The organism is Caulobacter sp. CCG-8 (genome assembly GCF_037402475.1).
Classification (GTDB): domain Bacteria; phylum Pseudomonadota; class Alphaproteobacteria; order Caulobacterales; family Caulobacteraceae; genus Caulobacter.
Genome location: NZ_JBBEUD010000003.1, coordinates 89,678 through 109,815 on the forward strand (window position 1 = coordinate 89,678; position 20,138 = coordinate 109,815).

Genomic DNA, 20,138 nt, shown 5'->3' on the forward strand with positions numbered 1-20,138 from the left:
CGACACCAGTAAGGCTTTGCGCGGCGTAACCATTACATGCCGGTCCCATTTTCTTGATCCTTTGTCTCAAAGGAAAAGGCCGCCCTCGCGTGGTGCGACGAACTCCCGCATTGGGCGAACAGAGTAAACGCGTAAATGTGCCTTGGGGGAGGCCTTATGAGTGAACCTTTCAACCCGCCCGGCGAGACCGTTTTCGAGCTCGGGCGGACGAACTTCAGCACCCGGAGCGTTCCGCCCGAGGAGCGACACGATTATTACCGACGTGAGGTGCTGGTCGCGCTGGACGCGCGCGATCCCGAACCGGGGTTCACGGCCAACATCACCTCGCTGCGTCTTGGGCCCCACGCCTTCTACGTGACCGAGACCGGCGGACAGACCATGTTCCGCACGCCGGAGATGGTCGCCGCCGACGGGTTGGACCACTACATCGTCCAGTTCAACATCGCCGGGTCGCACACCGGCGACTTCGACGGCGTGCCGTTCTCGTTCGGTCCGGGCGAGGTGGGGATCTGCGACCTGTCGCGGCCGATGCTGATGCATTCGACGGCGGTCAAGGTGCTGACCACCTTCCTGCCGCGCGAAGCCGTCGACGCGGTGGCGCCCGGCGTGGCGCTGCACGGCATGGTGCTGGACGGCAATCGCGCCGGCCTGCTGATCGAGCACCTGACGGCCGTGACCCGCTGGTTCCCCCAGCTGGTGCCCGAGACCCTGCCCGGGATCACCCGCGCCACCACCGAACTCCTGGGCGCCTGCCTGGCGATGGAGGCCCGGCGGGCCGACTTCGGCGTGCGCGAGTCGCCGGTGCTGATGCGGGCCCGCGCCTATGTCGAGCACAACCTGCTGGAGCCCGGCCTGAACCCGGCCAAGATCAGTGAGGCCCTGGGCGTGTCGCGCTCCACCCTCTATCGCCTGTTCGAGCCCCTGGGCGGGGTGACGGCCTATATCTGGGACCGCCGCCTGCACCTGGCCCGCGCCGCCCTGCTGGACCCCAAGCGGGCCCGGCGGATCAGCGAGATCGCCTTCCAGTGCGGGTTCTCCAGCGAGGCGCACTTCAGCCGCAGCTTCCGCAAGGCGTTCAACATCCGCCCCAGCGACCTGCGCTCGCTGCAGCCGGCCCTGGGGGACGAGCCGGACACGCCGTTCTCCAAGTGGACCGACACGGCGCGGGGGACTTAAGCGCTAGGGCGGCGGCTGCACGGAAACTGCACGCGAAACGCGTCGCGCCGCCGGTTGGCTCTCCACCTGACCCGGGCACTCAGCGGGCTCCCGAAGCCGGAGCCCCCCATGCCGCTTTCCCGTCCGCCCCGCGACCTGTCCTTCGCGTCCAAGGCCGGCGCCGCCCTGGCCCTGGTCGCGGTCGCCGACCTGCTGTTCTGGGGCCATGCGTTCGGCGCGACCCTTGGGGCCTTCGCCCTGCTGCTGGTGCTGGCCGCCGTCGCCCTGAAGCCGGCCGCCCGCCATGACGCCAAGGCCGTCTGGGCCCTGGCCGCCGCGGTCGTCCTGGCCCTGGTGCTGGGCTGGGCGCCCGGCCCCCTGGCCTGGCTGCTGTTCTGGGCGGCGCTGGGCCTGGCGGTGCTGCTGCCCCGCGCCCACCGCTTCGACGACGCCTGGCGCTGGAGCCAGCGCCTCGCCGCCCAAGCCGCCGTCGGCCTCTTGGGCCCCTGGCTGGACCTGGCCCGGACACGGCGCCTCCGACGGACGGCGCCGCGCTGGACGTTGCGCGGCCTGGCGCCGCTGCTGGCCCTGCCGGTGATCGGCGGCGCGGTCTTCCTGACCCTGTTCGCCCTGGCCAATCCGGTGATCGCCGACGCCCTGTCGGGCCTGAGGTTCCCGACCGTCAGCGGCGACCTGTTCTGGCGGGGGGTCTTCTGGCTGATGGTCCTGACCCTGGCCTGGAGCGTGCTGCGGCCGCGCCGCCGCCGCGTCCTGCCGACGGGGAAGGCCCGGCCGGTCGCCGCCATCGCCGGCGTCTCGGTCGCCTCGGTCACCCTGTCGCTGATCGTCTTCAACGCCCTGTTCGCCCTGCAGAACGGCCTGGACGCCGTGATCCTGTGGGGCGGGGCCGGACCGCCGGCCGGCCTGACCCTGGCGGAGTACGCCCATCGCGGCGCCTATCCGCTGATCGCCACGGCCCTGCTGGCGGGGCTGTTCGTGCTGGTGGCCCTGGACCCCCGCATGCCGACCGCCAAGGTCCCGACGATCCGCGGGCTGGTGGTGGCCTGGGTGGCCCAGAACCTGTTCCTGGTCGCCTCCAGCATCCTGCGGACGGTGGACTATGTGCAGGCCTATTCCCTGACCCGCCTGCGGATCGCCGCCCTGGTCTGGATGGGCCTGGTCGGGCTGGGCCTGGTGCTGATCTGCTGGCGGATGCTGCGCGGCAAGAGCGGGGCCTGGCTGATCAACGCCAACGCGGCCGCGGCCCTGGTGGTGCTGACCGCCGGCTGCGTGGTCGACCTGGGCGCCGTGGCCGCCGCCTGGAACGTCCGCCACGCCCGCGAGGTCGGCGGGGCGGGGCCGCGCCTGGACCTCTGCTATCTCGACGCCCTGGACGGCTCGGCGGCCGTGTCGCTGGTCCGGCTGGAGCAGGCCGCTGCGCCGGACCTGCCGGCCGACTATGTCGCGGCGTTGCGCGAGGAGGCGGTCGACCACCTGTGGGCCCAGCAAGGGGACTGGCGCAGCTGGAGTCCGCGCGCTGCGCTCCGCCTGGCTGCGATCAAGGCGCTGCAGGCCGGCCGTCCCGTGGCGCGCAGCGCGCCGGCTCCGGACGGCCGGGACTGCGGCGGCCGACCCCTGGGGATGTCCGCCGTCGATCCCGGACCGCCGCCGGTCGCCTATGACCCGCCCCCGGTTTGGCCGCCGGTCGTCTCGCCCCCGTTGACCCCAAGCCCGGAGCACTGAACATGAGGGCCATGCAGCAGCGCACGATCCTGGTCGTCGACGACGACCCCCACATCCGCCAGCTCCTGGTGTTCGCCCTGGCCAAGGTCGGGCTGGAGACCCGCGAGGCGGCCGACGGCGAGGCGGCCCTGGCGGCCGTGGCCGAGAAGGCGCCCGACCTGGTGGTGCTGGACATCAACATGCCGCGCCTGGACGGGCTGGAGGTCTGCCGCCGCCTGCGGGCCCAGGGCGACCTGCCGATCCTGTTCCTCAGCTCGCGCGACGACGAGATCGACCGGGTGCTGGGCATCGAGCTGGGCGCCGACGACTACGTGGTCAAGCCGTTCAGCCCGCGCGAGGTGACGGCCCGGGTCCAGGCGATCCTGCGCCGCACCGGCGGCAAGGGGACGGAGGCCGCGCGCGCCGACGGCCTGATCGTCCGGGGCAAGCTGACCCTGGACCCCGAGGCCTGGAGCGCCCAGTGGACGGGCGAGGAGGTGTCGCTGACGGTCACCGAGTTCACGATCCTCAAGACCCTGGCCGGCGCCCCGACCAAGGTGTTCAGCCGCGACGCCATCATCGACCGCCTGCGCGGCCCGGGCTTCGCGGTCACCGACCGCACCATCGACAGCCACGTGCGCAACCTGCGGGCCAAGTTCGCCGCCGTGGGCGGGCACGACGTGATCGAGACGCGGGCCGGGATCGGCTACCGCCTCGGGGCTTGTCAGGGCGCGACCGCCTGATGGACGCTTGGCTGCGGCGCTGGTGGCCGGCCCTGCGGCTGCGCGCCATCCTGCTGACCGTGCTGCTGTTCGCCGCCGCCATGCCAGCCATCGGGGCGGTGTTCCTGCGCACCTACGAGAACACCCTGGTGCGCCAGACCGAGGCCGAGCTGACCTCGCAGGGGGCGGCCCTGGCCTCGGCCGCCGCCAATCTGTGGCCCGGCGCCGTGCGCGACCTGACCCCGGCCGACCCCGACGCCCGCGACGACCCCGGCTACTACCGGCCGGAGTCCACCAGCGTCGACCTGCGCAGCTCGCCGCTTTTGCCCGAGCGCCCGGCCGCGACGCCCGGCCCCAAGGCTGATCCCCAGGCCGAGGCGGCCGCCGAGGTGCTGGAGCCGATCTTCGACCAGACCAGCCGCAGCACCCTGGCCTCGATCCTGATCGTCGACCGCCACGGGGTGGTGGTGCGGGGCCTGGGCCAAGGCGGCAGCCTGGCGGCCCTGCCCGAGATCAAGGCGGCGCTGCAGGGCCATTCGCGCACCGTCCTGCGCCGCAACGGGGCCTATCACCCGCGCTATTCGTTCGAGTGGCTCAGCCGCGCCTCGGCCGTGCGCCTGCACCATGCGCGTCCGGTGGTGGTCAACGGCAAGGTGGTGGGGGCGCTCTTGCTGTCGCGCTCGCCCCGGGCGCTGTTCCGGGGCGTCTACCAGGACCGTGGCAAGCTGCTGGTCGGGGCGGGGGCGACGATCGTGCTGCTGATCCTGCTGTCGGGCCTGGTGTCGCGCGGGGTGACCCGGCCGATCGAGGCGCTGAGCGCGGCCACCCGCAGCGTGGCGACCGGGCAGGGGGCCGTGCCCGAGACCCCGGCCACCGCCGCCGTCGAGATCCGCGACCTCTACCAGGACTTCCGGGTGATGGCCGACGCCATCGCCGTGCGCTCGCGCTACCTGCGCGACTTCGCCGCCGCCGTCAGCCACGAGTTCAAGACCCCGCTGGCCGGGATCACCGGGGCGGTCGAGCTGCTGGACGACCACTTCGACACCATGACCCCGGACGAGCGCCGCCGGTTCCTCTCCAACATCTCGGCCGACAGCGCCCGGCTCTCGCAGCTGGTCGGGCGGCTGATGGACCTGGCCCGGGCCGACATGGCCATGCCCCAGGCGGGCGTGGCGTCCGAGCTGGCGGCCGCCGCGCGGCGGGTGACCGACGCCCAGGGCCGCGACATCGCCGTGATCCTGGACCTGCCCGACGACCTGCCGCTGGTCGCCGCGCCCGAGGCCACGGTCGAGACCGTGCTGACCACCCTGGTCGAGAACAGCCGCCAGGCGGGCGCGCGGGCGGTGACGATCCGCGCGGAAGCCGTCGGCGAGGAGTTGGTGCTGCGCGTCAGCGACGACGGCCCCGGCGTGCCGGCCGCCGACCGCGACCGCCTGTTCGAACCGTTCTTCACCAGCCGCCGCGAGGCGGGCGGGACGGGCCTGGGCCTGTCGATCGCCCGCTCGCTGCTGGCGGCCAGCCAGGGGCGGATCGGGCTGGTCGAGGCCGAGACCGGGGCGGCGTTCGAGGTGGGGCTGCCGAGGGGGTAGGGAGGCGGAGCGCCAAGATCCTCCCCCTGTGGGGGAGGGTCCGGGAAGGCGCGACCCTTGTAGGATCGCTTCCGCCCGCCGTTACAGCGGCGCTTCCTTGACGAACAGCAGGGCGATCATGCGCCATCCCGACGCGGTCTTCAGCAGGAGGGCGCGGTCGGTCCATTCGCCGCTCGCGGATCGGAACGACCAGCGGGCCATGCCGATGTCGCCCCGGGCCTCGACGACCTGGCTGGTGAGCGCGAAGGTCGCGCCCGCCGAGGTCGCGCGCCGGTCCCGGTAGCGCGCCTGCCACTCGGCGACGGACGCGGCGACGAACTCGCCGTCCTCGACGCTGGTGACGAGGGCGCGGGGATCGAGGGTTTCGCCCAGCCGGGCCGCGTCCCAGGCGCGGTCGGCCGCGAGCTTGGCGTCGACGACCGCGGCGACGCCCGCGGCCGAGGCGGGGCTTTCGGCCGCGTCCGGCTGGCCCAGGGTCGCCAGGATGCGCCACCCGCCGGACAGTCGGGCCAGCAGCACATATTCGGCGATGGGCTTGCCGTCGCGGATCCAGCGGACCGTGGCCAGGGCCGTGGTCCGGCCCTCATCCATCCGCTCGATCGTCAAGGTCGACGCCGAGGGCTCGGACGCCCCCAGCCGGCCCTTCCATTGCGCCTGGTAGGTGGCCGTGACCGTCCCGCCCTCGAGGCGGTAGGCGATCGCGCTGGGCTGGAAGGCGCGCGCCAGCTTGGCGGGGTCCCGTTCGGCGACCGCCTCGCCGTAGCCGCGCACCGCGTCGGCGGGGGTGGCGTGCGTCGTTGCCGACCTGTCATCGGCCCGCGCCGCGACGGGCGACAGGGCCGCGGCCATCAGCACGCCCAGGATCAGTCTCATCGTCGCCTCCCTGCGAGGGGATCGATTTGCCGCCGGGCGCGACGCTTTGACTATTCGAAACGTGGGCAGCCGTCGTTCGAAGAGGTGGAAGGGTTGGGCGTGGGATCGCACCCCCTTGCCCCCACCTGACCGGTTCGCGGTCTGTCCGCCCCGTAGGGGGCGGAGGCTTCGATCGTCAGCGCGCCTGGTAGACGACGCGGCACTCGCCGTCGATCGTCGTGTAGCGGCCGGTCGCCGCGTCCACGAACGACAGGCGCCCGTCGTCGTACTCGACCTTGCCGGTCGACCGGCCGGAATAGGTCTGGGTCCCGTAGCTCCAGCAGGTGACGTCGGCCGGACGGTCGGTCCAGGTGGCGTCGTTGCGGGCGCGCTTGCTGTCGGTGCAGGCGGACGAGGCCAGGGCGGCGGCCAAGGCGAAGAGGGTCAGGGCGGTTTTCATGCCGCCAGCCTCACACGGCGAGGCTTGGACCGGAAGCCCCTTCGCGTGTGGCGGCCTTCCTCACAACCGTCCGCGTCGCCCGCCCTTCAGCTTCTCCAGCGCGCGGCGGGCGTGCTCGGCTTGGGCGGCCACGGGCGCGGGCGGCGCGGGCGTCTCCGCCATCAAGGCGCTCAGGTCGGCCATGCCGTGGGCGGCGTGCAGGCCGGCGGCGACCGTTTCGGCCAGCCGCGGCTTGCCGCGCGGGGTGGGAACGGCCAGGGCCACCTTGCGGGCCTGGGCGGCGAGGTCGCCGATGGCCTTGGCCGTGTCGCGGGCCTGGCGGATGACGGCGGGATCGGTGGCGCCTTCCAGCATCGCCCAGGTCGCCTCGAGGGCGTCCATCAGCTTGAGCTGGAAAGTCAGGCACCGGGTGGGGATGTCGTGAGCTTGGGTCATGCCGCTATTGTGCGGCCGTCCCGGAGGGTGAGGATCGGAAACGTGCGTTTTCGTGCAGCGCGTTGATTTCGTTGGGGTCGGGTTTGTGAGGCGCGGGGATGGAGGTCGATCCGAGGCCGGGAACATGCCCTTGCGGCGTGTCCCCAAATCCTGGCTCCGTGGATGCTGATGGGGACACGCCCAAGGGCATGTCCCCGGCCGGTGCGTCCTGTGGATAACTTTTCAGGACGAAGGAGGGGACACACACTCACCCCACGGCCGTTGCCGGACCCGCTGGGCCTTGCCGTGAGTGTGTGTCCCCTGTTCCGGGCGCTGCCTTACGACGTCCACCCGCCGCCCAGCGCCTTGTAGATCGCCACGACGTTGGTGTTCACGCCGGTCTCGGCGACCGTCAGCGAGTCCTCGGCGGCCAGCAGGGTGCGTTCCGCGTCGAGCAGCACCAGGAAGTCGATGCCGCCTTCCTTGTACTGGATGCGGGCCAGTTCGGCGGCGCGGCGGGACGCGGCGGCCTGGTTGGTCAGGCTGACCAGCTGGGCCTGCTGCTGGCGGTAGGCGACCAGGGCGGTCTCCAGGTCCTCCAGGGCCCGCAGCACGGTCTGGTCGTAGACGGCCAGGCTGGCGTCGTTGCGGGCCTCGGCGGCCTTCAGGCGCTGGTGGGCGCCGCCCAGGTCCAGGGCCGGCCAGGTGACCACGGGGGCCACCGACCAGGCCTGGCTGGCCGAGTTGCCGAAGCCGCTCGACGTGCCCGACAGGAAGCCGACGAAGCCGGTCACCCGGACGCGCGGGAAGAGGTCGGCGGTGGCCACCCCCACCTTGGCGGTCTGGGCGGCCAGGCGACGCTCGGCGGCCTGGACGTCGGGCCGTCGGCGCAGCAGGTCGGCGGCGTCGCCGATCGGCAGGGCGGCGATCAGCGGCGTGACCTCGGCGTCCTTGGCCACCAGCACGGCGTCCAGCGCGCCCGGCCGTTGGCCCAGCAGCACGCAGAGCCGGTAGTTGGCCCGCTTCTCGGCGGTGACCAGGGCCGGGATCGCCGCCTCGGTGGCGTTGAGGCGGGCCTGGGCCGACGCCACGTCGATCGGGCTGCCGCTGCCGGCGTTGTAGCGCACCTGGGTCAGCCGCAGGGTCTCGCGCTGGGTGTCGAGGTTGCGGTTGGCGACGGCCAGGCGGGCCTGGTAGCCGCGCAGCTCCAGATAGTTCCGGGCCACCTCGGCGGCGACGGTCACCTGGGCGTCGCGCAGGTCGGCCTGGGCCGCCCCCGCCTCGGCCCGGGCCGACTCCACGCCCCGGCGGACGCGGCCGAACAAGTCGATCTCCCAGCCGGCGTCGAAGCCGGCCTGGTAGGTCTCGCTCTCGACGCGCTGGCCGTTCGAGCCCGGCTGCTGCTGGTCGCTCTTCTGGTAGGCGCCGCTGGCGGTGACCCGCGGGATCTGGTCCAGGCGCGCGTCCTTGAACAGGGCGCGGGCCTCGTCCACCCGGGCGACCGCGACCTTGAGGTCGAGGTTGCCCGACAGGGCCTGGGCGATCAGGCCGTCCAGCACCGGGTCGTTGAACGCCTTCCACCACTGGGCCTCGGGATTGGCGGTGGAGAAGGCGCCGGCCGGGGCGTTCTGCAGCACGACCGGGGCCTGGACCGGGGTCTTGTAGTCCGGTCCCACGGCGCAGGCCGACAGCAGGACCATGCTGGCGAACAGGCCGAGCTGGACCTTCAGGCTCTTCCAGGAAGGATTGGGCCAGCCGGGCTGGCGGGGTTGGGAAGAAGCAAACATCAGTGCGCCTCCACGGGCGTGGTCTGTTTGGCCGCCTTCAGCGCCGCCCGGCGGGCGGTGTTGCGGCGGATCACGAAGTAGAAGATCGGGGTCAGGATCAGGCCGAAGACCGTCACGCCCAGCATGCCCGAGAACACCGCCACGCCCATGGCGCGGCGCATCTCGGCGCCGGCCCCGTGGCTGACCACCAGGGGCGCCACGCCCATGATGAAGGCGATCGAGGTCATCAGGATCGGCCGCAGGCGCAGGCGGCAGGCTTCCAGCACCGCCTGCAGCGGCGTGTCGCCATGCTCCTCGCGTTCCTTGGCGAACTCGACGATCAGGATGGCGTTCTTACACGCCAGCCCCACCAGCACGATCAGCCCGATCTGGGTGAAGATGTTGTTGTCGCCATGGGTCAGCAGCACGCCGGCCAGGGCCGACAGCAGGGTCATCGGCACGATCAGGATGACCACCAGCGGCAGGCTCCAGCTCTCGTACTGGGCGACCAGCACCAGGAAGGCCAGCAGCACGCAGAGCGGGAAGATGTAGACCGCGGTGTTGCCCGCCAGGATCTGCTGGTAGGTCAGTTCGGTCCACTCGTAGCCCATGCCGTTGGGCAGCTCCTTCTTGGCCAGGTCCTCCAGGGCCTTCTGGGCCTGGCCCGAGCTGTAGCCCGGGGCCGGGCCGCCGTTGATCTCGGCCGTGAGCACGCCGTTGTAGTGGCTCTCGCGGTCGGGGCCGGTGGCCTCCTTGAAGCTGACGAAGGCGCCCAGCGGGATCATCTGGCCGTCGGCGTTCCGCGTCTGCAGGCGCAGCATCTGCTCGGGCTGCATGCGGAATTTCTGGTCGGCCTGGACGTTGACCTCGTAGGTGCGGCCGAAGCGGTTGAAGTCGTTGACGTACAGCGAGCCCAGATAGACCTGCATGGTCTCGAAGAGGTCGGTCAGGGAAACGCCCGAGGCCCGCGCCTTCTCGCGATCGATGTTGGCCTCGATCTTCGGCACGCTGACCTGGTAGGTCGAGAACACGCCGGCCAGGGCGGGGTCCTTGCGGGCCTTGTCGATCAGGTTCTGGGTCTGCTTGTTCAGCTCGTCCGGGCCCAGGCCCGCGCGGTCGACGATCTGCATGCGGAAGCCGCCGATCGTGCCCAGCCCCTGCACCGAAGGCGGCGGGAAGACCGCGATCTGGGCGTCGGGGATGGCGCCGAACTTGGCGTTCAGCTGGCCGACGATGGCGTTGGCCGACAGGTCGTGGCCGGTGCGGTTCTTGAAGTCGTCCAGCGGGAAGAACACCGCGCCGGAGTTGGGGCTGTTGATGAAGCCGTTGGCCGACAGGCCGGGGAAGGCGACCGAGTGCTTGATGCCCGGCACCTTCATGGCGATGTCGCCCATCTGGCGGATGACGGCCTCGGTGCGGTCCAGCGAGGCGGCGTCGGGCAGCTGCACGACGGCGACGACGTAGGCCTTGTCCTGCTGCGGCACGAAGCCGCCCGGGGTCTTGCTGAAGGCGAAGACCGTCAGGGCCAGCAGGATGCCGTAGATCACCAGGCCCGCCGTCGACTTGCCCAGGGTGCGGCCGACATTGCGGACGTAGCCGTTGGACGCCTTGGCGAACATGCGGTTGAACGGGTTGAACAGCCAGCCCAGGGCCGCGTCGATGATCTTCTGGAAGCGGTCCTTGGGCGCGTCGTGGCTCTTGAGGAGCACGGCGGCCAGGGCCGGCGACAGGGTCAGGGAGTTGAAGGCCGAGATCACCGTCGAGATGGCGATGGTCAGGGCGAATTGGCGGTAGAACTGGCCGGACAGACCGCTGATGAAGGCGGTCGGGATGAACACCGCGCACAGCACCAGGGCCGTGGAGATGATCGGTCCGGTGACCTCGCTCATGGCCTTGCGGGTGGCGGCCGGTGGCTCGAGTCCGTTGGTGATGTTGCGCTCGACGTTCTCGACCACGACGATGGCGTCGTCGACCACGATGCCGATGGCCAAGACGAGGCCGAACAGGGTCAGGGCGTTGAGGCCGAAGCCCAGCATCAGGAGGACGGCGAAGGTGCCGATCAGCGAGACGGGCACGGCGATCAGCGGGATGATCGAGGCGCGCCAGCCCTGCAGGAAGATCACCACCACGATGACCACCAGGATGATGGCTTCGATCAGGGTGTGGATCACCGAATTGATCGATTCCTGCACGAAGGCGGTGGTGTCGTAGATGATCTCGTAGTCGACGCCCTCGGGGAATTCCTTCTTCAGCTCCTTCATCGTCTTCTTGATGTCGGCGGCCATCTGCAGGGCGTTGGAGCCGGGGCGCTGGAAGATCGGCATGGCCACGGCCGACTTGTTGTCGAGCAGCGAGCGCAGGGCGTAGTTGTTGGCGCCCATCTCCACGCGGGCCACGTCGCCCAGGTGGGTCAGCTCGCCGTTGGCGCCGGAGCGGATGATGACGTTCCGGAACTGCTCCTCGTCGGTCAGGCGGCCGGGGGCGTTGATCGACAGCTGGAAGTCGGCGGCGCCGGGGGCGGGCGGGGCGCCCAGCTGGCCGGCGGCGACCTGGACGTTCTGCTCGCGCAGGGCCTTCACGACGTCGCCGGCGGTCATGTTCAGCGAGGCCAGCTTTTCAGGGTCCAGCCACACGCGCATCGAGTAGGCGCCGGCCCCGAAGATCTGGACGTCGCCCACGCCGTCGACCCGCTTCAGCCGGTCGCGGACGTTCAGCTGGGCGTAGTTGCTGAGGTACAGCATGTCGTAGCGGTTGTTGGGCGAGATCATGTGCACGACCAGGGTCAGGTCGGGCGAGGCCTTGTCGGTGGTCACGCCGATCCGCTGCACCTCCTGGGGCAGCTTGGGCAGGGCCTGGGCGACGCGGTTCTGCACCTGCACCTGGGCCTTATCGAGATCGGTCCCGAGGGCGAAGGTGACGGTCAGGATCATCGCCCCGTCGGAGGCCGACTGCGACGACTGGTAGATCATGCCCTCGACGCCGTTGATCGCCTGCTCCAGCGGAGCGGCGACGGTCTGGCCGATGACGGCGGGGTTGGCGCCCGGATAGGCGGCGCGCACGACGACCGTCGGCGGCACCACCTCGGGATATTCCGAGATCGGCAGGCGCGGCAGAGCCACCAACCCGGCGATGAAGATGACGATCGAGAGCACGGCGGCGAAGCGCGGCCGGTTCACGAAGAACTTTGAGAAATTCATGGGAGGCGTCCGGGGAGGAGGCAAGGAGGGGGCGTGGGCCGGTTCAAACCCGGCCTGAAAGCGAATTCCTGATCCGCTCATCCCGGCATTCGCCGGGATGAGCGGTCCAAAGAGCGCTCTAGTTCTGGGAAACCGAGTTGATCATCGCGACCCGCTGGGGACCGGTCTCGAACTGCGACAGGTCGCTGGACAGGTCGGTCTTGATCACCACCGGGCTGACGGTGTCGCCCGGCTTGACCTTCTGCAGGCCGCCGACGATCACCCGGTCGCCGGGCTTCAGCCCCGTGCGGATGATGCGCAGGTTGCCGGCCAGCGGACCCACCTCGACCGGGCGGTACTCGGCCTTGTTGTTGGCGCCCACCACCACGACGTAGCGCTTGCCCAGGTCGGTGGCCACCGCGCGATCGGGGGCCAGGGCCACCGTCTGCGAGGTGTCGCTGACCATGCGGATGCGGGCGAACAGGCCGGGGGTGAACCGGCCGTCGGCGTTGGCGAAGATCGCCCGGCCGTTGATCGTGCCGCTCTTGGCGTCCAGGGCGTTGTCGATGAACTTCAGCTGGCCCTGGTGCGGATAACCGTCCTCGGTCATCAGGCCCATATAGACCGGGCTGGCCTTGCCGCGTTCGGCCGAGGCGTACTTCAGGAAGGTCTGCTCGTCGGCGTTGAAGGTGGCGTAGATCGGGGTGTCCGACACCACGGTGGTCAGCAGGTCGGACGGGGTGACCAGGTTGCCGCGGGTGATCACGGCCTTGGAGACCCGGCCGTCGATCGGTGAGACCACGCGGGTCCATTCCAGGTTCAGGCGGGCGGTCTGGTAGGCGGCGTTGGCCGCGCCGAGATTGGCCTGGGCGGCCTTCTCTTCAGCCGACAGGCGGTCGAACTCGCTCTGGGCCAGGGCGTTCTGCTCGATCAGCCGGCGGCCGCGCTCGCGGTTGACGACGGCCAGGTCCAGCTGGGCCTTGGCGCGGGCCACCTCGGCCTCGGCGCGGTTGGCCTCGGCCTGGTAGGGGCGCGGGTCGATCTGGAACAGCACCTGGCCCTTGTGGACGCGGGCGCCTTCCTCGAACCGGGCGCCGTCGACATAGCCGCTGACGCGCGGACGGATGTCGACCGTGTCGATGGCTTCCAGGCGACCGGTGAAGTCGTCCCACTGGCGCAGTTCCTTGAAGGCCACGGCGGTGATGGTGACCTGGGCGGGCGGCGGGGCGGCTTCCTGCTTGGCCTGGGCGCTGCAGGCGGCCAGCACGGCCATGGCGGCCAGACCGGCGAAGGAGGTGAAGACGGGGCGGAGGGACATCGGAGAACCTGTCGGCTTTAAGCGGCTTGGCGGGGGAAGCGGGGGGAGGAGACGCGGTGTTTTTCTATTCCCAGACGGGGCGCCGGGATTTCTGACGGCTCTTGGACGAAGAGGCCCAATCCGAACCGGACGGGCCTTCGGCGCCATGGCCGATGAACTTGCGAAGGGAGCGGGCGGGCCGGGTCGCAAGGGCGATCCAGCGCGAGGCGCCGGCGGGCGGGGCTATGTCTTGGCTTGCGCTCGGGGGCATGGCTCGCGCTCCGTTCTGGGTTAAAGATCAAATGTCGCAGTTGCTGTTGCTTGACGTGGCGTCCATCTGTGACGATGTAGGCGTACGTGACGATACCGTTCGGTATCATCCACGCGGTGAGAGATACTGACCGGTAACTCTCACGTCAAGGTGAGGTGCTGTGAAAATGGCTGAGAGAAATTCTGGCGGGGGCAAGGTGGACGAGTTGGAGGCGCCCGCGTGCGCTCCGTTGTCCAAACGACCGGCCCGCGACCGGATCTTCGAAACGGCCCGCGAGCTGTTCTATCAGCACGGCATCCGCGCGGTGGGCGTCGAGGCGATCGCCGCCGAGGCCGAAGCCACCAAGATGACGCTCTATCGCAACTTCCCGTCCAAGGACGAGCTGGTCGCCGAGGTGCTGCGCGAGCAGGAACGCGACTACTGGGTCTGGTGGGACGAGGTGGTCGGCTGCACCTGCGGCGATCCCCGAGCCCAGCTGGAGGCGATCTTCGACGCCTTCGAGACCAAGGCCTGCAACGCCGACGTCCACGGCTGCCCGCTGTCCAACGCCGCCATCGAGCTGCACGAGGCCGACCACCCGGCCCAGAAGGTGTCGGTGGCCTACAAGCAGCAGCTCCACGCCCGCCTGGTCGACCTGTGCCGGCGGGCCGGGGCGTCGGACGACGACCTGGCCGACGGCCTGATGCTGCTGATGGAAGGCTCCTACACCGCCCGGGTGACCCTGGGCCCCAGTGGTCCGGTGAAGGTCGTGGCGCGCGCGGGCCGGGCGCTGATCAAGGCGCATCTGGACAAGCCGGACTGCTGAAGTCCTCCAATCCGCTCATCCCGGCGAATGCCGGGACCCGGATCCTAAAGCCGGGTGGCGGATTGGAAAAACTCAGCGTTCGTGGCGTCAGCCACACCGCCATTCCATCTGGGTCCCGGCGTTCGCCGGGATGAGCGGATTTATTGAAGGCTTAGACGCGCCGCGCGGACACCCATCCCCCGATAGGTCCGCGCGGCGCGCGCCGGCGCCGCCCAAAGGGGAGGAAAGGGACGTCGCCGCCAAAAATCTATCAAATCGGTAGGAATTGAGTCTCGGCAGATTTTCTGGCCCTGCCGACAGATCATCGAACGATCCGAGAAACTAAAAACGGGGTCAGGAGTTCTGGCTCGCGTCAGTTGCGTTCGGGTCATACCCATGTCGTCAAGTTGTGAAATTGCGAGCCTATAAGATGTGTCGATGTCATCCCCTCGTAGGGCGAATGCCGATCTGACCTCGATGTTTCGGGGGCGGATCGCCAGCCCGAACAAGCCGCTCGTTCGCGCCCCCTAGGCCCCTGGCCGGCGCACCCAAAAGTCTGATTTGCGTAAGGAGCTCATCATGGCTCTGCTGATTTCCGTCGCCCCGGCCGAGCAAGGCTGGTCCGTGCGCTCCGAGGCCCTGGAGGCCGAACTCACCTTCGAACGCGGCGGTCGCGCCGAAGCCGCCGCCCGCGACCTGGCCAACCGCCTGGCCGCCTCGGGCCACGCCGCCGAGGTGCGGGTGTTCCTGCGCGACGGCGCCGAGGCCGGGCGCTTCCTGCATCCGGCGCGCGCCTGGGCCAGCTAGGGCTCGCCTTCCGCTCACTCAAAAAGTTGTCATCCCGGAAAGCGCGCGGCGCCTGTCCGGGACCCAGGTGAACCGCACCGCCTCAGCCCAGTCCCCTGGGTCCCGGACAGCCTCTGCGAGGCTTCCGGGATGACAGCGGTTGGGGGCTACAGCCACTGGTTCTTCTTGAACCGCCAGAACAGGTAGCCCACCACCCCGGCGACGCCGGCCATCACCGCCGGATAGCCGAAGGTCCATTTGAGCTCCGGCATGTGCTCGAAGTTCATGCCGTAGATCCCGGCCACCGCCGTGGGCACGGCCAGGATGGCGGCCCAGGCGGCCAGCTTGCGGGTGATCTCGCTCTGCCGCTGCTGTTCCAGCAGCGAGGCGGCTTCGAACACCGAGGTGATCACCTCGCGCAGGGCGTCGACCATGCCTTCGACCTTCTGCGTGTGGTCCAGCACGTCGCGGAAATAGGGGCGCACGTCGTTGTCCAGGCAGGGCGTCTCCAGGTGCTCCAGCCGGCCGGCGACCTCGGCCATGGGGCTGAGCACGCGCTTGAAGCGGATCAGGTCGCGGCGGACGTGGAACAGGCGCTTGACCTCGGCGTGGCTGAGGAAGGTCTCGAGCGTGCGGCGCTCGATGTCCAGCACCTCGTCCTCCAGCGCCTGGATGATCGGCAGGTAGCCGTCGACCACGAAGTCGAGCACCGCGTGCAGCACGTAGTCCGAGCCCTTGGCCAACAGGGCGGGCGAGGCCTCCAGCTGGGCGCGCAGCTCGGTGTGGGCGCGGGCCGAGCCATGGCGGACGGTGATCAGGTGGCCCTGGCCGACGAAGATCGCCGTCTCGCCGTAGGCGATCTGGGCGTCGACCAGCTGGGCGGTGCGGGCCACCACGAACAGTTCGCGGCCATAGACCTCGACCTTGGGGCGCTGGTGGGCGTTGAGCGCGTCCTCGATCGCCAGGGGGTGCAGCTTGAAGCGTTTGCCCAGCCGGTCCATCTCGGCCTGGCTGGGCTCGTACAGGCCGATCCAGACGAACTCGCCGGGCTTGGTCTCCAGGGCGCCGTCCTTGTCGAGGCTGACCTCCCGGGTCCGCACGCCGTCCTTGTAGATGTAGGCCGCGACGACGCTCATTCCGGTGACCAATCCCTTGTCTGGTCCCGGAAAATGGGACCACGAAGATTTCTTTGAGCCAACGCTTCGGCTTTCGCCAGGTTCATGTTTAGCCTCTCGCCAACATCGCGAACGCCGTTCATTGTGACGGGCCGTGGTTGCGGTAACATGGTCGGATCGCCCGAAGCGGCGACGCCAAGGGGGAGATGCGAATGGGAAGCGACGCCGCGAAAACGGTGAAGGGCGCCAAGGGTGGTCGCACCGTGGGGCGCAAGGATGGCCTGGTGATCGGAGCCGCCTCGGTCGGCACCGTGTTCGAGTGGTACGACTTCTACCTCTACGGGTCGCTGGCCACCTACATCACCAAGCACTTCTTCTCGGGCGTCAACGAGACGACCGGCTACATCTTCGCCCTGCTGGCCTTCGCCGCCGGCTTCGCGGTGCGCCCGTTCGGGGCCCTGGTGTTCGGACGCCTGGGCGACCTGTGGGGCCGCAAGAACACCTTCCTGGTCACCATGCTGCTGATGGGCCTGTCGACCTTCACGGTCGGCCTGCTGCCCAGCTACGCGACCATCGGCATCGCCGCGCCCATCGCCCTGGTGGTGATGCGCCTGGTCCAGGGCCTGGCCCTGGGCGGCGAATACGGCGGGGCCGCCACCTACGTGGCCGAGCACGCCCCGCCCGGGAAGCGCGGCTTCTACACCAGCTTCATCCAGGTGACGGCCACCTTCGGCCTGTTCCTCAGCCTGGTGGTGATCCTGCTGACCCGCAACGCCACCGGCGAGGACGCCTTCCAGGCCTTCGGCTGGCGCATCCCGTTCCTGATCTCGGTGCTGCTGCTGGGCGTGTCGCTGTGGATCCGCCTGCAGCTGGCCGAGAGCCCGTCGTTCCAGCGCATGGTCGACGAGGGCAAGGGCAGCAAGCGGCCGCTGTTCGACTCGTTCGCCAAGTGGGGCAACCTGAAGATCGTGCTTCTTGCCCTGGTCGGTCTGACCGCCGGCCAGGCGGTGGTCTGGTACACCGGCCAGTTCTACGCCCTGTTCTTCCTGGAGAAGATGCTCAAGGTCGACGGCGGGACCACCAACCTGCTGGTGGCCGTCGCCCTGCTGATCGGCACCCCGTTCTTCGTGTTCTTCGGCTGGCTGTCGGACAAGATCGGCCGCAAGCCGATCATCATGCTGGGCTGCATCCTGGCGGCCCTGACCTATTTCCCGCTGTTCAAGACCCTGACGACGGCGGCCAATCCGCAGCTGGCCGCGGCCGTGGCCAGCGCGCCGGTGACCGTGGTGGCCGACCCGGCCGATTGCTCGTTCCAGTTCGATCCGGTCGGCAAGACGGTGTTCAACCGCTCGTGCGACCTGGCCAAGTCGTACCTGGCCAAGGCCGGCGTCACCTATTCCAACCAGGCCGCGCCGGCCGGCTCCGTGGCCCAGATCAGGATCGGCGGCACGACCGTCGACTCGTTCCCCGGCCAGACCCTGGACAAGGCCGCCTTCAAGGACCGCAAGACGGCCTGGGAGAAGCAACTGGGCGCGGCCCTGAAGGCCGCCGGCTATCCGGCCAAGGCCGACCCGGCCCTGATCGACAAGCCGCTGGTGGTCGGGGTCCTGGCGATCCTGGTGATCTACGTGACCATGGTCTACGGCCCGATCGCCGCCATGCTGGTCGAGCTGTTCCCGACCAACATCCGCTACACCTCGATGAGCCTGCCCTACCACATCGGCAACGGCTGGTTCGGGGGCTTCCTGCCGACCACGGCCTTCGCCATGGTCGCGGCCACGGGCGACATCTATTACGGCCTCTGGTACCCGATCGTGGTGGCCGCGGTGACGGCCGTGGTCGGCGTCCTGTTCCTGAAGGAAACCAAGAACGTCGACATCGAGGCGTAACCGGGAGCTCTCATCCTGTTGTCATCCCGGAAGCGCGCAGCGCTGTCCGGGACCCAGGTGAACCGCACCGCATCGGCCCATTCCCCTGGGTCCCGGACAGCCTCTGCGAGGCTTCCGGGATGACTAGCTCAGCTGTCTGGTCAGCAACTCGTCGATGCGGGCCCCCTGGGCGGTTTCGCGCCGGGCGTCGAGATAGGCGGTCACCCGCTCCAGCATCTGTTCGGCCTGGTTCAGCCCGCCCAGGGCCCAGTCGATCTCGCAGACCGTCCGGTGATCGCCGTGCAACCGCTCGCGGGACGCGGTCAGGGCCTTCATGGCCACCGCGTGCAGGGCGGTCATGTCCCGGCAGGCCTCGGCGGCCATCCAGCCCACCGCGGCCATCCGCCGGGCCCGCGACAGGGCCGCTTCGGCGTCGCGCTGCCGGGTTTCGGCCTCGCGCAGCACGGCCTGGGCCCGAATCAGCTGGCGGGCGCCGCTTTCGGCGATCTGACGTCTCTGGCGGCGCTCGCCGTCGCAGGCGGCCTTCAAGTCGCGCACAGCTTGAGCCCAGTCTTCCTGCTCTCGCGGGTTGCTCGGAGTCTCCGCGAGATTCCGTTTCCCGAAGATCGCCATTTCCTTCCAATTTTGACGAGCCATAGAGTCCTCCGCGACCCTGTTTCGCCATCATGTTTCTTCCGAATCTCTCAGTCTGCTATGCGGCAAGTGCCAATCTTGCACCTGTTCCTTCTGATTTTATGTATTAATGAATAATGTTAAATTAACTATACACTAAACTTGGTTATCAAGCTGCGCCATACGAAAATTTGTAATTTTGTCTGTTGTTTCGATGCTTTCTAGTGGTTTCACCTTACTTACAACACAGATGGGCCGTGCCATCGTTGCAGGGTGAATCGGGCGCGACGACAGGTGCGATCGCTTTAAGGTCATGACTCAGGCGTCATTGATCGCACGGTCCCCGCCAGGAGAGGTCCGATGGACAATGAAGGCTGGAGGGAAAGTGGTTCCCGATCTTGGCCGGACGCCGATTGGCGGTCGGCCAGGGAGACTTCGTCGAGCGCCGATCTGGCCGACGAAGGGCTGATCACCGGCGCGTTCGACGAGGAGCGCTCGTTCGGCGGGCGGGCGGCGCCGGTGTCCCTGGGACATGTGGAGCTGCGCGACACCCGCGGTCCGCACGAGGTCTGGGCCCACGCCGCCGGCCGCGACCTGTCGATCACCCAGCTGACGCCGGAGCCCTGCCGGGGCCATCTGCTGCGGGCCAGCCTGGGCGACATGGGCTTCGACTCCGGGGCCTTCGACGGCGACCTGCGCGTGCGCGGGGTGATGTCGCGCAAGGCGTTCAGCCTGGTCTCGGTGATGGAGCAGGAGGGCGTGCTGAACCAATGGGGCCACCGGGTGGAGGAGGGCGACATCGTCGCCATCCCGCCGGGCGGCGAGTTGGACGGGCGCTTCCAGGGCCACGTCGCCTACGCCGTCGTCACCGCGCCGTGGGGCCTGGTGATGCAGAGGGCCGAGGCGTTCGAGTGGCTGGCCGATCCGTGCTTCTGGACTGAGCCCGCCGTCTATTCGCCCCCGCCCGAGGCCCGGGCCGCCTGCAAGCGCGTGCTGCAGGGCTGCGCCGGCATGCTGCGGGCCATGAGCGGCGGCGTGCCCAGCGGGGCCGTCGCCTTCCTGCGCAACGAGCTGCTGGACGGCCTGCTGACCGCCCTGGCCGAGGTCAAGGTCGAGGGCGCGCGGCGGCAGGGCGCGCTGAACGCCGCCCGCATCGTGCGCGGCGCGGAGGATTTCCTGGAAAGCGGCGGGGCCCGGCAGGCGGTGCAGATCGAGGACATCTGCGTGGCCCTGAACATCTCGCGCCGCACCCTGTACCGCGCCTTCCACGACCTGCTCGACATCAGCCCCAAGGCCTATCTGCGGCTGAAGAACATGTCGGCGGCCCGGGCCCGGCTGCTCGACGCCGGCCGCCACCCGACCACGGTCACCCAGGTGGCGCTGGACCAGGGCTTCTGGGAGCTCGGCCGCTTTTCCGGCGCCTATCGGGCGATGTTCGGCGAGTCCCCGTCCGAGACCCTGCGCGGGGCGCAAGGCGCGGCCCACGGGCGATAGCCTTAGGCGTTGACAGGGACCGTCGCCGCCGACG

16 protein-coding genes are annotated in these 20,138 nt (G+C 69.7%); 8 read left to right on the plus strand and 8 right to left on the minus strand.

Annotated elements, in window-relative coordinates:
• Positions 1-156 precede the first annotated feature (156 nt).
• The 4 genes from WAE60_RS03405 to WAE60_RS03420 all read left to right on the plus strand — a co-directional run bounded on the left by WAE60_RS03405 (position 157) and on the right by WAE60_RS03420 (position 5,188).
• Entirely contained in the window at positions 157-1,176 is a 1,020-nt protein-coding gene (locus WAE60_RS03405; protein ID WP_029913949.1) for a helix-turn-helix domain-containing protein, read from the plus strand.
• A 108-nt stretch (positions 1,177-1,284) separates the two neighbouring features.
• Entirely contained in the window at positions 1,285-2,898 is a 1,614-nt protein-coding gene (locus tag WAE60_RS03410) for a DUF4173 domain-containing protein (RefSeq protein ID WP_337684973.1), read from the plus strand.
• A 2-nt stretch (positions 2,899-2,900) separates the two neighbouring features.
• Positions 2,901-3,620, plus strand: coding sequence for a response regulator transcription factor (locus tag WAE60_RS03415; protein WP_337684974.1), 720 nt, complete (start codon positions 2,901-2,903; stop codon positions 3,618-3,620).
• Positions 3,620-5,188: a HAMP domain-containing sensor histidine kinase gene (locus WAE60_RS03420; RefSeq protein WP_337684975.1), complete on the plus strand. Its 1,569-nt coding sequence runs from the start codon at positions 3,620-3,622 to the stop codon at positions 5,186-5,188. Before WAE60_RS03415 ends, WAE60_RS03420 begins: the two co-directional genes overlap by 1 nt.
• A gap of 81 nt (positions 5,189-5,269) precedes the next feature.
• On the opposite strand, the gene WAE60_RS03425 is transcribed toward WAE60_RS03420, so the two are convergent.
• From WAE60_RS03425 to WAE60_RS03450, 6 genes are all read right to left on the minus strand, one after another.
• On the minus strand, positions 5,270-6,061 hold the full coding sequence (locus WAE60_RS03425) for a nuclear transport factor 2 family protein (RefSeq protein WP_337684976.1): 792 nt from the start codon (positions 6,059-6,061) through the stop codon (positions 5,270-5,272).
• Positions 6,062-6,236: 175 nt separating this feature from the next.
• Entirely contained in the window at positions 6,237-6,500 is a 264-nt protein-coding gene (locus WAE60_RS03430; protein WP_337684977.1) for a hypothetical protein, read from the minus strand.
• Positions 6,501-6,560: 60 nt separating this feature from the next.
• Complete coding sequence (locus WAE60_RS03435; protein WP_337684979.1) at positions 6,561-6,935, minus strand: hypothetical protein; 375 nt, start codon at positions 6,933-6,935, stop codon at positions 6,561-6,563.
• 317 nt (positions 6,936-7,252) lie between these two features.
• Positions 7,253-8,701, minus strand: a complete 1,449-nt coding sequence (locus WAE60_RS03440; RefSeq protein WP_231499486.1) for an efflux transporter outer membrane subunit — start codon at positions 8,699-8,701, stop codon at positions 7,253-7,255.
• A complete protein-coding gene (locus WAE60_RS03445; RefSeq protein ID WP_029913934.1) occupies positions 8,701-11,877 on the minus strand; it encodes an efflux RND transporter permease subunit in 3,177 nt (1,058 codons plus the stop codon). Before WAE60_RS03445 ends, WAE60_RS03440 begins: the two co-directional genes overlap by 1 nt.
• 118 nt (positions 11,878-11,995) lie before the next feature.
• On the minus strand, positions 11,996-13,174 hold the full coding sequence (locus WAE60_RS03450) for an efflux RND transporter periplasmic adaptor subunit (protein WP_029913931.1): 1,179 nt from the start codon (positions 13,172-13,174) through the stop codon (positions 11,996-11,998).
• 416 nt (positions 13,175-13,590) lie between these two features.
• Between WAE60_RS03450 and WAE60_RS03455 the strand changes: the two genes are divergently transcribed.
• Together WAE60_RS03455 and WAE60_RS03460 are read left to right on the plus strand one after the other, a co-directional pair.
• The gene (locus WAE60_RS03455) at positions 13,591-14,229 is read left to right on the plus strand and encodes a TetR/AcrR family transcriptional regulator (RefSeq protein WP_337684981.1); all 639 of its coding nucleotides are present in this window, start codon (positions 13,591-13,593) and stop codon (positions 14,227-14,229) included.
• Between the two features lie 558 nt (positions 14,230-14,787).
• Positions 14,788-15,015: a hypothetical protein gene (locus WAE60_RS03460; protein WP_029913927.1), complete on the plus strand. Its 228-nt coding sequence runs from the start codon at positions 14,788-14,790 to the stop codon at positions 15,013-15,015.
• 146 nt (positions 15,016-15,161) lie between these two features.
• Here WAE60_RS03460 and corA read toward each other — a convergent pair whose 3' ends face one another.
• Entirely contained in the window at positions 15,162-16,130 is a 969-nt protein-coding gene (gene corA / locus WAE60_RS03465; RefSeq protein ID WP_337684982.1) for a magnesium/cobalt transporter CorA, read from the minus strand.
• A 191-nt stretch (positions 16,131-16,321) separates the two neighbouring features.
• Here corA and WAE60_RS03470 point away from each other — a divergent pair, with 191 nt between their 5' ends.
• Positions 16,322-17,998 (plus strand): MFS transporter, encoded by a 1,677-nt coding sequence (locus tag WAE60_RS03470; RefSeq protein ID WP_337684983.1) that lies wholly within the window; start codon positions 16,322-16,324, stop codon positions 17,996-17,998.
• Between the two features lie 123 nt (positions 17,999-18,121).
• Here the strand turns inward: WAE60_RS03470 and WAE60_RS03475 are convergent, their stop codons facing one another.
• Positions 18,122-18,535 carry a hypothetical protein gene (locus WAE60_RS03475; protein ID WP_337684984.1) on the minus strand — a complete coding sequence of 138 codons (414 nt, stop codon included), beginning with the start codon at positions 18,533-18,535 and terminating at the stop codon, positions 18,122-18,124.
• Between the two features lie 435 nt (positions 18,536-18,970).
• On the opposite strand from WAE60_RS03475, the gene WAE60_RS03480 reads away from it, so the two are divergent.
• Positions 18,971-20,104, plus strand: coding sequence for a helix-turn-helix domain-containing protein (locus tag WAE60_RS03480; protein ID WP_337684985.1), 1,134 nt, complete (start codon positions 18,971-18,973; stop codon positions 20,102-20,104).
• Positions 20,105-20,138 lie beyond the last annotated feature (34 nt).

Excerpts from the sequence above, each read along its gene's own strand:
- WAE60_RS03410 (WP_337684973.1), top strand. The coding sequence starts at position 1,285 with ATGCCGCTTTCCCGTCCGCCCCGCGACCTGTCCTTCGCGTCCAAGGCC.
- WAE60_RS03480 (WP_337684985.1), top strand. The coding sequence starts at position 18,971 with ATGGACAATGAAGGCTGGAGGGAAAGTGGTTCCCGATCTTGGCCGGAC.
- WAE60_RS03470 (WP_337684983.1), top strand. The coding sequence starts at position 16,322 with ATGGGAAGCGACGCCGCGAAAACGGTGAAGGGCGCCAAGGGTGGTCGC.
- WAE60_RS03415 (WP_337684974.1), top strand. The coding sequence starts at position 2,901 with ATGAGGGCCATGCAGCAGCGCACGATCCTGGTCGTCGACGACGACCCC.
- WAE60_RS03425 (WP_337684976.1), bottom strand. The coding sequence starts at position 6,061 with ATGAGACTGATCCTGGGCGTGCTGATGGCCGCGGCCCTGTCGCCCGTC.
- WAE60_RS03455 (WP_337684981.1), top strand. The coding sequence starts at position 13,591 with ATGGCTGAGAGAAATTCTGGCGGGGGCAAGGTGGACGAGTTGGAGGCG.
- WAE60_RS03430 (WP_337684977.1), bottom strand. The coding sequence starts at position 6,500 with ATGAAAACCGCCCTGACCCTCTTCGCCTTGGCCGCCGCCCTGGCCTCG.
- WAE60_RS03460 (WP_029913927.1), top strand. The coding sequence starts at position 14,788 with ATGGCTCTGCTGATTTCCGTCGCCCCGGCCGAGCAAGGCTGGTCCGTG.
- corA (WP_337684982.1), bottom strand. The coding sequence starts at position 16,130 with ATGAGCGTCGTCGCGGCCTACATCTACAAGGACGGCGTGCGGACCCGG.
- WAE60_RS03420 (WP_337684975.1), top strand. The coding sequence starts at position 3,620 with ATGGACGCTTGGCTGCGGCGCTGGTGGCCGGCCCTGCGGCTGCGCGCC.
- WAE60_RS03450 (WP_029913931.1), bottom strand. The coding sequence starts at position 13,174 with ATGTCCCTCCGCCCCGTCTTCACCTCCTTCGCCGGTCTGGCCGCCATG.
- WAE60_RS03405 (WP_029913949.1), top strand. The coding sequence starts at position 157 with ATGAGTGAACCTTTCAACCCGCCCGGCGAGACCGTTTTCGAGCTCGGG.
- WAE60_RS03445 (WP_029913934.1), bottom strand. The coding sequence starts at position 11,877 with ATGAATTTCTCAAAGTTCTTCGTGAACCGGCCGCGCTTCGCCGCCGTG.
- WAE60_RS03435 (WP_337684979.1), bottom strand. The coding sequence starts at position 6,935 with ATGACCCAAGCTCACGACATCCCCACCCGGTGCCTGACTTTCCAGCTC.
- WAE60_RS03440 (WP_231499486.1), bottom strand. The coding sequence starts at position 8,701 with ATGTTTGCTTCTTCCCAACCCCGCCAGCCCGGCTGGCCCAATCCTTCC.